This window comes from Bacillus sp. FSL R10-2201 (assembly GCF_038008665.1).
In the GTDB taxonomy this organism is placed as follows: domain Bacteria; phylum Bacillota; class Bacilli; order Bacillales; family Bacillaceae_G; genus Bacillus_A; species Bacillus_A mycoides.
The window spans coordinates 1,403,247-1,415,212 of the sequence record NZ_JBBOZP010000001.1 but is presented as its reverse complement, the minus strand read 5'-3'; the positions used below and the strand labels follow the sequence as shown (position 1 = coordinate 1,415,212).

Here is an 11,966-nt window from a genome sequence, read left to right as displayed (position 1 = left end):
AAACCGGCTCACAAGAACCGTCATGCTTTTAGGAGAGGAGTATATTATGCTACAAAATCTGTTTCCAAAACTGCGATTTGCACTAGTTGCAGTCGTTTTATTATGGATAAAAACATATATTGTGTACAAGCTAGCATTTGATATTAGAATTGATAACTTCTTTGAAGAGTTTATGCTTTTTATTAACCCACTAGCTTCGTTACTTTTATTTTTTGGTTTCGCTTTACTTGCATCTAAGTACCGAAACCGAATTATTATTGTAATTAGTTTTATACTGTCATTTATTTTATTTGGAAATGCAATGTTTTACGGATTCTATAACGATTTTGTTACTTTCCCTGTTTTATTCCAAACAAATAATATGGCTGACTTAGGGACGAGTATAAAAGAACTCTTTACGTATAAAACATTACTTTTATTTGCAGACGCAATTATTTTAATGTTTATTTCGCGTAAATTCCCATCATTTGGTGATAAAACACCCCTTTCTCGCTCTGAGAAGCGAACTTTCTTTAGCGGTGTAACAGTATTATTAGTACTACAAATTGTTGTTTCAGTTATATATAAACCACAAATGTTCTCACGCTCGTTTGATCGTCAAACTGTCGTGAAAAATTTAGGGTTATACACATATCATCTATTTGATATTACACTTCAATCTAAGTCTTCAGCTGAGCGTGTATTTGCAAGTGGAGACGGGTTCTCTGAAATTAAAAACTATACAGACTCAAAAGATAAACAAGTTGATAAAAACTTATTTGGAGCTGCAAAGGGTAAAAATGTAATTTTAATTTCAATGGAATCTACACAAAGTTTTGTTATTAATAAAAAAATAAATGGAAAAGAGATTACTCCATTTTTAAATGAGTTTATTAAAGATAGTTTTTATTTCGATAACTTCTATCATCAAACGGGACAAGGTAAAACTTCTGATGCTGAATTTATCGTTGAAAATTCCCTTTATCCGTTAGACCGTGGTTCTGTATTCTTTACTCATGCAACAAATGAATACACTGCCACACCAGAACAATTAAAGAAATACGGATATTCTTCTGCTGTCTTCCATTCAAACGATAAAACGTTTTGGAATCGTGACGTAATGTATCCTGCGCTTGGATATGATCGTTACTTTAATTTAAATGATTACGTAGGAACGGAACAAATGTCTGTCGGTTGGGGATTAAAAGATAAAGAGTTCTTTGAGCAATCTATTCCAAAGTTAAAATCTTTACCACAACCGTTCTATACAAAATTTATTACGTTAACAAACCATTTTCCATTTCTTCTAAATCCAGAAGATCAATATGTTGATGAATTTAATTCCGAAAGTGGTGTTTTAAATCGCTACTTCCCAACCGTTCGTTACACGGATGAAGCTCTTAAATTATTTATTAAACAATTGAAAGACGAAGGACTATATGATAATTCCGTTATTGTCATTTATGGTGATCATTACGGCATTTCTGAAAACCATAATGCAGCTATGGCTCAGTTCCTTGGGAAAGACGCTATTACACCGTTTGATTCTATGCAATTACAACGCGTCCCTCTCATTATTCATGTGCCTGGCCAAGAAGGAAAAGTCATCTCTAAAGTATCTGGTCAAATTGATATTAAACCAACGTTACTTCATTTACTTGGTATTAAAACAAATCAATCCGTAGAATTTGGAACAGACTTATTTACGAAAGAAAAAGACCCTCTTATGGTAATGCGGGACGGCAGTTTTGTTTCGGAAGATTATGTTTATACAAAAAATATGTGCTATAAAAGAAGCACAGGTGAAGAAGCTGATTTAACACTATGTCAGCCTTATATTGAAAAAGCAAAAACAGAATTAAAATTATCCGACAAACTCATTTATGGAGATTTATTAAGATTTGATCCTAACAATCGATATAAAACCGGAACGATGACAACGAAATTTGAATAGTGTAGGAAGCAACTTCACAAAAGTTGCTTCCTTTTTTTACTTATTTTTCAAATTTCTCTTCTATACAATCTTTCACAAATTGGGAATTTTTTTCGTATGAGAAAGAAATTTATGGTATGATAAAATAAGTAAACTTTCATACACTAATTAAGAATTTATAACAGAAAGCAAGGGATCAGATTTTGTATAGAGCAGCTATTCCAAACTTATTTACGCTCGGGAATTTATATAGCGGATTTTTGTCAATCGGCTATGCATCTTTAGGATATTATAAATCAGCTGCTATTTTAGTACTGATCGGGATGATGTTAGATAGTCTTGATGGTCGTGTCGCTCGTTTATTACGCGTTGATTCACAAATGGGAAAAGAGCTTGATTCACTCGCGGATGTTGTAACATTTGGCGCAGCACCTGCTGTTTTAATGTATTACACATCTTTTTCCAACTACGGAATCATTGGACTATACATAGCGGGATTATTCCCTCTGTTCGGAGCATATCGCTTAGCACGATTTAATGTAACACCATCTTCTACTTCTATGAAATATTTCACTGGAGTTCCGATTACCGCAGCAGGAGGGCTTGTTGCTTTCTTAACATTATTTTCACATACCATTCCAAAAATCGTTCTCATTACCGTATTTGTAACGTTCGCATTTTTAATGGTGAGCCGTGTTCGTATCCCAAGTTTAAAAGATGTACCAATTCCACGATATAGCATAATTATTACACTATTTTTAGTTGGAATTATTATCACAATGTACCAAACAAGTTTTGGCAACATTTCTGTTTTCTTATTCATTGCTATTCCACTATACATTTTGTATATGTTATCTCAATTTATTAGACAAAGACCTTCTAAAAAAGCGAATAAAGAAAAATAAAAAAACCTTCCGTATTTCGGAAGGTTTCTTTTTTATTTTGTAACTAATACTTTTTGATTTACAGGTGTTACAGGTTCTTCACCATTTAATACAGCTAAAATATTTCTTACTGCCATTTCAGCCATTGCATCACGTGTTTCGAATGTTGCATTTCCTACGTGAGGAGCAAGCACCACATTCTTTAATCCTTTTAGCTCTTCTGTAATTTTCGGTTCAAATTCAAACACGTCAAGAGCTGCACCTTCAATTTCATTTGTTTTTAGTGCATGAGCAAGTGCAAATTCATGCATAATTGGTCCACGTGAAGCATTTACAATATATGCTGTTTTCTTCATCATTTTAAACTGTTCTTCATCAATCATATGATGTAATTTCGGATTATAAGCACAGTTAATTGTAATAAAGTCCGCTGTTTGTAATAATTCTTCTAACGTTACGTATGTTGCTTCCAGTTCACTTTCAGCTTCAGGCTTTCGATTTGGTCCTGTATATAAAACATTCATTCCAAATGCTCTCGCACGCTTTGCAACTGCCTTCCCAATTTCTCCGAGGCCAATGATTCCAATTGTCTTACCGTGCACTTCACGACCCAAGAAAAATAATGGTGCCCAGCCGTTAAATCCAGTTGTACGACATAAGGTATCCCCTTCAGGAATTCTACGTGCCGCTGCTAAAAGCAGTGCAAACGTTAATTCTGCTGTTGCCTCTGTAGATACTTTCGGCGTATTTGTAACAGCAATACCCTTTTCTCCAGCATATGTGTAATCAATATTATCGTAACCAGCACCATAATTTGCGATAATTTTCAAGTTTGGTGCTGCGTCAATAACCTCTTTCGATACCTTCGTAGAAAGTAAGCTTAAAAGTGCATCTTTATCTTTTACACGTTCTGCTAACTCTTCTACACTAATTAATTCTTCTTTATTGTACATTTCTACATCATGATTTTTCAATAATTCTAATCCGATTTCTGGAATTTTCCCTGCTACTAATATTTTCGCCACTACTAACACCTCTTCTATACAAAATATGATATCTCTTATATTTCATTGTAAGAAATCTACATATAAAAACCAAGGAATTTGATTATAGTTTTGAAAATCGACACTTCTCCATAAAAAAAGAGGAGATGCAACTCTCCCCTCTTTTTACGCTTTTTCTTGCGATTCTTTCCCAAGCTTCGCATCGATTGTTCCTTCTGCAACTGTATCGCTAATTTGTTCCTCAATAACTGAGTTAGCAGTATTATTTGTTTCAGAAGTATAGGCTTGATCTGCCGCTTGTACGTTTTGTTTATTTTGTTGTTTCGCCATTTTTCATCCTCCTTTTCATTCTTTCTTATTTTGAACAAAAAGGGTGATTTTCATCAAAAAATCGTGTTTCATTTTGAAATTATTCCTTCTTCTTCAAGCAATCTCATCGTTCTTACTCGTTTCGTAAATGTAGCTATGTGAGAAATATCATGATTGCGTAATGTCTTTATATTCTCTTCCACATACTTTCCTAAATCATTCGGATAATGGGCATCTGAGGATAGAGTAATCGGAACTCCATGTTTAGCTAATACTTGTAAATAAAGCGGACTTGGGCACATTTCGCGCACAGGATATCGATAGTACAATCCCGCATTTATTTCTGTTGCTGTATTTGTTTCCACTAACGCACGAGCAATTTCCTTATAATAAGAAAGCTGTTCATTCTCATTCAATCGATAATTAAATACTTTTATGTTATCGAGGTGAGCTATAATATCAAAAAGCTCGGAACGAACAGCACTTTCAACTGTAGCGAAAAACGTGTGATATAAAGTATGTAACTCATGCGTACCAAAATACTCTTTCGTATCTGGATTATCAAATCCCCATCCATCTATAAAATGGACCGAACCGATTACATAATCCAAGTCTCCTAATGCTAGTAAACCTTTTAACTCTTGTTCACCCCCGATAAAATAATCCGCTTCAATTCCAAGTTTGAGCGTTATCCCTCGTTTACTCCATCGCTCTTTTGCCTCTTCAATCGCCTTTGTAAAATCATAAATAGACGTTACTCTTACTTGATCTAACCATTCTTTTTGCAGGCGACCAAGCTTAGAATCACTAATATCTACATGCTTTTCATAATATCCTTTCGCTTCATGAAAACGATATAAATGATCGACAATACCAACTTCTTTTATACCTTTTCGCACAGCTTCTTCTAAATATAAATCAATCCATTTCGCTGTAAATGGACCTTCCTTCACACGTCTTTGCAGGCGTTCTTGTGTTTTCATAAGCCATTCCATAGAATGTTTTTCTTCTTTAAGCGGTTCAAAATATTGTAGCGCATCATTTATTTTAGCTAGCCACCCTATTGAATATGGCCCTTCTTCTAAATGAATGTGATAGTCCACTTTCATCCATATTCCCCCTTATAATGTATCTATTTCTCTTCTGTCCCCTACTCGCGAAAGCTTTCCATTTCTTTCTTTCACTTCTTGCATGACATCTTCTAATGGAATATTTTTTTCGGCTAATAGAACAAAACAGTGATAGAACACATCAACCATTTCTTTTACTATTTCTTCTTTATCATTATTTTTAGACGCAATAATTACTTCGGTGCACTCCTCACCAATTTTCTTTAAAATTTTATCTTCACCTTTTGAAAATAAATAATTCGTATATGATTCAGAGAGTGGATTTTTCTTTCGTTCTTCAATTGTTTCAAATAATAACTTAAGGATATCTTCCATATGTATCCCCCTATATAATTTTGTAGTGAAAACACGTTTTTTCTCCCGTATGGCAAGCAGGCCCTACTTGCTTTACGACAACAACGATTGCATCTTGATCACAGTCTAAATAAAGTGATTGCACATATTGGACATTTCCCGATGTACCTCCTTTATTCCATAACGATTGTCTCGAACGGGAATAAAACCATGTTCTTTTCGTTTCCAGCGTCTTGTCATACGCTTCTTCATTCATATAAGCTAACATTAAAACTTCTTTCGTATCTTCCTCGATAACAACAGCTGGTATCAATCCTTTTGCAAAATTAGGTTTCATAACCGCACCTCAACGTTTGCTTCTCTTAATTTTCTCTTTACATCTTGTACAGTCGCTTCACCATAATGAAAGATTGATGCCGCTAATGCTGCATCAACTGTTGTCTTTTGAAATACTTCTATAATGTGATCCACATGACCACATCCACCTGATGCGATTACTGGAACAGAAACGCTGTTTGAAATTGCTCCAGTTAAACGAAGATCATATCCGTTTTTCGTTCCATCTGCATCCATACTCGTCAACAAAATTTCTCCTGCTCCGAGCTGGGCAACGCGTCTCGCCCATTCGATTGCATCCATTCCCGTATTAAGTCTTCCGCCATTTACGTATACATTCCATTTATCTTCTGCTACTTTTCTAGCATCGATTGCTACGACAATACATTGTGAGCCAAAATGTTCCGCACCTTCCTGGATTAACTTCGGATTTCTCACTGCCGCTGAGTTTATTGAAACTTTATCTGCTCCAGCTCTTAGTAAATTGTACATATCTTTAACACTTGAAATCCCCCCGCCAACTGTAAGAGGAATAAACACCTTTGAGGCTGTTTGTTCTACAACATCTATAATCGTTTTTCGCCCTTCATGCGTCGCAGTAATGTCTAAAAATACGATTTCATCTGCTCCCGCATCATTATATAATGCGGCTATTTCAACAGGATTACCGACGTCTTGTAACCCTATAAAATTCACACCCTTTACTACCCGCCCTTCTTTCACATCTAGACATGGAATAATTCGTTTTGCTAACATAGTTTTGTTACCTGTAACACTTTTTCTAAATCAATCGTTTTCTCGTAAAGTGCCTTCCCAATAATGACGCCATATATGTTCATATCATTTAATCTTTTCACATCTTGAATAGATGCGACACCTCCAGATGCAATCACACGAATACCCACACTTTTTTGCAGTAACTCTAATTGCTCAAAATTTGGTCCTGCAAGTGTCCCATCTTTTGAAATGTCCGTAAACACAATCGTTTGAACACCTACACTTTCCATTTGCTTCGCTAAATCGATGTACGAAATTTCAGACACATCTAACCAGCCCCTCGTTGCTACGAAACCATTTTTCGCATCAATTCCAACTATGATTTGCTCCTTATATAGACGAACCGCTTCTTCTAAAAATAATTTATCGTAAAGGGCAGCCGTTCCTAATATCACTTTTTCTACACCTACTGACAACAACTTCTCCACTGCCGCGAGTGACCGAACTCCTCCTCCAATTTGCACTGGAATACGTACCGCCTTGCATATTTTTTCAATGACAGGTAAATTTACTGACTCCCCAACAATTGCTCCATCTAAATCAACAACGTGTAGTATTTTCGCTCCAAGTTTTTCAAATATGATTGCTTGTGCGACTGGATCTTCATTCATCACCGTTTCTTTACTAAACTCTCCTTGATAAAGCCTGACGCATCGTCCTTCTTTTACATCGATAGCTGGGAAGATTTCCATGCTTCTACCACCCCTTTGAAATTTTTTAACATTCGCATCCCAATTTCCCCACTTTTTTCAGGATGAAACTGTGCGCCAAATATATTTCCTTTTGCTACAAAACCAGGTACTTTCACTCCATATTCACTTGCCCCATACACAATTTCATTCGGGCAATCTGCATAATAAGAGTGGACATAATATACGAAAGAACCGTCCTCTACTCCATTCCAAAGCGATATTTCTCCTTCTTTTTTTAATTCATTCCACCCCATATGTGGAATTTTATAAGGAACTTTTAACTTTCGAATAACACCTGGCAATAAATTTAATCCGTTACAATTTTGTAGTTCCTCACTTTTTTCAAATAAAAGCTGCATTCCTAAGCAAATACCCAGAAGCGGTTTTCCTAAGCTCCCAACTTCTTTTAGCACACATACTAAATCTTTTTCTTCTAAAACGCCCATCGCTTTCGGAAATGTGCCTACTCCTGGTAAAATAACTCCATCACTTCTCAATATTTCTTTTTTATCATCCGTTATGATGTACTCTGTTCCAATATATTTTAATGCTTGTTCCACACTACGAATATTTCCCATTCCATAATCTATAATTGCAATCAATTACAACATCCCTTTCGTTGAATTTACACCATTAATATTGGCATTTTTATCGACTGCCTCTCTAAGCGCTCGACCGAACGCTTTAAATAAAGCTTCAATTTTGTGATGTGTATTGCTTCCGTATAAAATGCGAGCATGTAACGTAATATTTGCAGCATGAGCAACTGCTCTAAAAAATTCTTCCGTTAATTCTGTGTCAAAATCCCCTAGCTTCGGATTTGTTAATTCACCTTGAAATACAATATATGAGCGCCCGCTTATATCAATCGCGACAAATCCTAAAGATTCATCCATCGGTACATACGCTGAGCCGTAACGGTTAATCCCCTCTTTATTTTGCAATGATTCTTTCAAGCAAGTTCCGAGTACAATTCCAACATCTTCAACCGTATGATGAGCATCAACGAATACATCACCTTCAGCTTCAATTTGCAAACCAAATCTTCCGTGTCTAGCAAATAAAGTTAGCATATGATCAAAAAATCCAACTCCTGTTTGCACAGAAACATTCGTACTTTCATCAAGTTGCAAACTTAATTTAATTTTTGTTTCCGTCGTCTCACGTACTTGACTAGACTCGCGCATTATTCTTCCTCCTTAAACCTAATTTGGATTGCTCTTGCGTGTGCATGTAAACCTTCTTTATTTGCAAGTTCTACAATATGATGCTGTACACTTCTTAACGCTTCTTCCGTATACGAAACGAAGCTTGATTTTTTTACGAAATCATCGACGGATAACGGAGAAAAAAATCTTGCCGTTCCACTTGTCGGTAATACGTGATTCGGCCCCGCCAAATAATCTCCGAGCGGTTCAGGTGCATATGGACCAAGAAAAATTGATCCAGCATGCTTTACATAAGCTAGAGCATTCATTGGCTCTTTTATGTGTAACTCTAAATGTTCTGGAGCGATTTCATTTGATAATTGAAACGCCTCTTCTAAAGAAGGGACAATAAAAATTGCTCCATTTCTTTTTATGGATTCACGAGCGATTTCACTTCTAGGCAACGTCTCTAGCTGCCTTTCTATTTCTCTTTCTACTTCTTTAGCAAGCTTTATATTTGTTGTAATACAAATAGCTGTTGCCCTCTCGTCATGTTCTGCCTGTGATAATAAATCAGCAGCAATATATTCGGCATTTCCTGTTTCATCTGCGATAACTACAATTTCTGATGGTCCAGCAATCATATCGATATTGACTATCCCATATACTTCTCGCTTCGCTAGCGTGACATATAAATTCCCTGGTCCAACTATTTTATCTACTTTAGGAATCGATTCCGTTCCATATGCTAGAGCAGCAATTACTTGAGCACCACCGGCCATATATATTTCATCTACACCTGCAAGACTTGCAGCAGCTAAAATATGCGGATCAATTCCTCCTTGCTTCGGCGGTGTTACCATTACAATTTTTTTCACTCCTGCGAGTTTTGCTGGCAATACATTCATTAATACTGATGAAGGATACGAAGCAGTCCCGCCCGGCACATATACACCTACATTTTCTAACGGACGAATAAGCTGCCCTCTAATTACCCCTTCACTCACGCAATCAAACATAGATTGTCTTTTTTGCTTTTCATGATACGAGACAATGTTTTTCTTTGCCTCTTCTAACGCTTCTAAAAAAGCTTGTTCTACAAACCTACTTGCTTGTTTTATTTCTTCTGCACTTACACGAAAATTTTTGATTTCTACACCATCAAACTTTTTTGTATAGAACGATAACGCCTCATCTTTACTCTCCCTTACGTTTTGAACAATTTCGCTTACACTTCTTTGAACAGTTTCTTCTATTATATGAGCGCTTTCTCGTAGCAATTTTATTTTCGATAAAGCCTCTTGGAAATCTTCAAAAACTATCTCCATTTAAAGTCCCCCTATTTCCCTGACAAAATTTCTTGTTCCATCATATTTATAATGCAGAATATTTCGTCTTTTTTAGTTTTCAATGCAGCCTTATTCACAATCATTCGAGCTGATATAGAGCACATTTCCTCAAATACAATTAACCCGTTTTCTTGTAATGTTTTTCCTGTTTCAACAATATCAACAATTGCATCTGCCAAACCTAGAAGTGGAGCAATCTCTACAGATCCTTCTATTTTAATAATTTCTACATCCTCCCCTTTATCATGAAAATATGTAGAAGTAATGTGCGGATATTTCGTAGCAATTCGTTTTTTTCGATAACTCTTCGGATTATACGTAGGAATAGAAGCGACACAAAATTTACACACGCCCACTCCTAAATCGACCATCTCATATATATCTTTCTCAAATTCCATTAATATATCTTTTCCAACGACTCCAATATCAGCTACGCCATGTTCTACATAAGTAGCAACATCTACCGCTTTCACTAAAATAAATGAAATGTTTGTGTTTTTACTTTTAAACACAAGTTTTCTTCCTTTATCTTTGAGCTCTGAACAATCAATTCCAATTTTTTCAAAAAGTGGAATAACATGCTTTTCTAATCTTCCTTTCGTTAACGCAATTTGAATGTTACGCATGAAGCCTCCCCTTCTTTCTGGATGATCCATTTCTCTCTCCATACATATTCCACTAGTGACTCACTCTTCGCCTCAACGACTGTCATTATTTTATTCTTGTTTGCAAATTGAAAAGTATCGTTTAAATTAGAGAATAAAGATAACTGGGCATTCTTCCCGTCCTTTTGAAGTAAATTTCGTAACCTTTCCGCTTCTGCTAATCTATTTAACTCATAATGAATCATAATATCTATTCTCTTTCGTTTATATGGTTCTTGCTGCTCTTGAAGTGCCTTAACTATTTGATTTACTTGCACCGCGAGCCCAACCGCTGGCGTCATCTCTCCAAAATTTCCAATTAACTCATCATATCTTCCGCCACTAACAATCTCTTCTCCAATTTCATATATATACCCTTTGAAAATAACACCCGTATAATAATCCAAATGTTGAACCATACCTAAATCAATTGATATGTAAGAGCCATATCCTAACTGTTCAATTGTTTCATATATTTCTTTCACTCTCGCAATGGCCATTTTCATTTCATTACTTGAGGCGAGTTTTTCTGCTTCCTCAACAACATCTAAACTCCCGAATAACCTTGGTAGTTTCTCAAGTAACCTTACTGTTTCATCACACCGATTTAATTTCTTTTCTTCTATAAAGTGTGAGAGTCCGGCATAATTTTTACTTTCAATATACGTTCTAAGTAACTTCTCTTCTTCATCATTAATGGGGAGCTTTTTTACGATACATTTATATAACTGCACTTGCCCAATCTCAATTGTGAAAGATTGCACCTTTAATTTTTGAAGTGCTTGAATTACGCTTATCACACATTCAATTTCAGCCCTTACATTTTCAATCCCGATAATTTCAATACCACTTTGTACTATTTCATTATATTTCCCAGTAAGGGACTCATTCGCCCGAAATACATTCCCGCTATAAGTTACTTTAAGAGGAATATCCCCTCTCTGTGTTCCAATTACTCTTGCTAAAGGAATTGTCATATCTGGGCGTAAAACGATAATCCGTCCTTTTTCATCGAAAAATTTATACATCTTTTCTTCATCTATCGGCCTGTTTTGAAATGCAAAAACATCATAAAATTCAATTGTAGGTGTCCTTATTTCTTCATAACCTCTCTCTAAAAAGGTCCGTCTTAATTTTTGTTCCACTTCTTCAATTAACGTACATTCTTCGAATAAGTAATCTCTCGTTCCATTCGGATTTGCCCGTTTCCACTTTGTCATCTGAATTCACACACCCTTCCCTCTTTAATTTATGCCCATTCCATCCACCCAAACCGAAAATAAAAAGAGCCTTGTAGACAAAATACCTACAAGGCTCTTTAGTAGAGTGTAGGTACAACGGGAATAACCCTTGTGCCTACACGTTTTCACGTTAGGTTCAAGGGTTTCATGTATGATGATGTAATTTTGTAAGCATTTTAATAGATTGCACGATATTCATAATACTTACTCCCTTTCTCCTCTGATTTTTTACATATTATATAACAG

At 35.7% G+C, this 11,966-nt stretch carries 14 protein-coding genes; 2 read left to right on the top strand and 12 right to left on the bottom strand.

Going from position 1 to position 11,966, the window contains the following annotated elements:
- The first annotated feature begins 46 nt into the window (after positions 1-46).
- Both NSQ69_RS07360 and pssA read left to right on the top strand, forming a co-directional pair.
- Positions 47-1,933 carry an LTA synthase family protein gene (locus NSQ69_RS07360; RefSeq protein WP_341099111.1) on the top strand — a complete coding sequence of 629 codons (1,887 nt, stop codon included), beginning with the start codon at positions 47-49 and terminating at the stop codon, positions 1,931-1,933.
- 182 nt (positions 1,934-2,115) lie between these two features.
- On the top strand, positions 2,116-2,817 hold the full coding sequence (gene pssA / locus NSQ69_RS07355) for a CDP-diacylglycerol--serine O-phosphatidyltransferase (protein WP_002011698.1): 702 nt from the start codon (positions 2,116-2,118) through the stop codon (positions 2,815-2,817).
- A 32-nt stretch (positions 2,818-2,849) separates the two neighbouring features.
- Here the strand turns inward: pssA and NSQ69_RS07350 are convergent, their stop codons facing one another.
- From NSQ69_RS07350 to NSQ69_RS07295, 12 genes are all read right to left on the bottom strand, one after another.
- A complete protein-coding gene (locus NSQ69_RS07350; protein ID WP_003188176.1) occupies positions 2,850-3,830 on the bottom strand; it encodes a 2-hydroxyacid dehydrogenase family protein in 981 nt (326 codons plus the stop codon).
- A gap of 135 nt (positions 3,831-3,965) precedes the next feature.
- On the bottom strand, positions 3,966-4,130 hold the full coding sequence (locus NSQ69_RS07345; RefSeq protein ID WP_002030670.1) for a YozQ family protein: 165 nt from the start codon (positions 4,128-4,130) through the stop codon (positions 3,966-3,968).
- 68 nt (positions 4,131-4,198) lie between these two features.
- Positions 4,199-5,218 (bottom strand): histidinol phosphate phosphatase domain-containing protein, encoded by a 1,020-nt coding sequence (locus NSQ69_RS07340; RefSeq protein ID WP_033730590.1) that lies wholly within the window; start codon positions 5,216-5,218, stop codon positions 4,199-4,201.
- A gap of 12 nt (positions 5,219-5,230) precedes the next feature.
- Positions 5,231-5,554 carry a phosphoribosyl-ATP diphosphatase gene (gene hisE / locus NSQ69_RS07335; protein ID WP_002011702.1) on the bottom strand — a complete coding sequence of 108 codons (324 nt, stop codon included), beginning with the start codon at positions 5,552-5,554 and terminating at the stop codon, positions 5,231-5,233.
- Between the two features lie 10 nt (positions 5,555-5,564).
- Positions 5,565-5,870, bottom strand: a complete 306-nt coding sequence (hisI, locus tag NSQ69_RS07330; protein WP_002086731.1) for a phosphoribosyl-AMP cyclohydrolase — start codon at positions 5,868-5,870, stop codon at positions 5,565-5,567.
- On the bottom strand, positions 5,867-6,625 hold the full coding sequence (hisF, locus tag NSQ69_RS07325) for an imidazole glycerol phosphate synthase subunit HisF (protein ID WP_002126292.1): 759 nt from the start codon (positions 6,623-6,625) through the stop codon (positions 5,867-5,869). The genes hisI and hisF overlap by 4 nt, the downstream gene beginning before the upstream one ends.
- Entirely contained in the window at positions 6,619-7,338 is a 720-nt protein-coding gene (gene hisA / locus NSQ69_RS07320; protein WP_002186325.1) for a 1-(5-phosphoribosyl)-5-[(5-phosphoribosylamino)methylideneamino]imidazole-4-carboxamide isomerase, read from the bottom strand. The genes hisF and hisA overlap by 7 nt, the downstream gene beginning before the upstream one ends.
- A complete protein-coding gene (gene hisH / locus NSQ69_RS07315) occupies positions 7,311-7,940 on the bottom strand; it encodes an imidazole glycerol phosphate synthase subunit HisH (protein ID WP_002168816.1) in 630 nt (209 codons plus the stop codon). The genes hisA and hisH overlap by 28 nt, the downstream gene beginning before the upstream one ends.
- Entirely contained in the window at positions 7,941-8,525 is a 585-nt protein-coding gene (hisB, locus tag NSQ69_RS07310) for an imidazoleglycerol-phosphate dehydratase HisB (RefSeq protein WP_002030662.1), read from the bottom strand. It abuts the gene before it with no gap.
- Positions 8,525-9,814 carry a histidinol dehydrogenase gene (gene hisD, locus NSQ69_RS07305; protein ID WP_341099109.1) on the bottom strand — a complete coding sequence of 430 codons (1,290 nt, stop codon included), beginning with the start codon at positions 9,812-9,814 and terminating at the stop codon, positions 8,525-8,527. Before hisD ends, hisB begins: the two co-directional genes overlap by 1 nt.
- A gap of 11 nt (positions 9,815-9,825) precedes the next feature.
- On the bottom strand, positions 9,826-10,461 hold the full coding sequence (hisG, locus tag NSQ69_RS07300) for an ATP phosphoribosyltransferase (protein WP_033708301.1): 636 nt from the start codon (positions 10,459-10,461) through the stop codon (positions 9,826-9,828).
- Positions 10,437-11,699: an ATP phosphoribosyltransferase regulatory subunit gene (locus NSQ69_RS07295; protein ID WP_002186327.1), complete on the bottom strand. Its 1,263-nt coding sequence runs from the start codon at positions 11,697-11,699 to the stop codon at positions 10,437-10,439. Before NSQ69_RS07295 ends, hisG begins: the two co-directional genes overlap by 25 nt.
- Between the last annotated feature and the right edge of the window lie 267 nt (positions 11,700-11,966).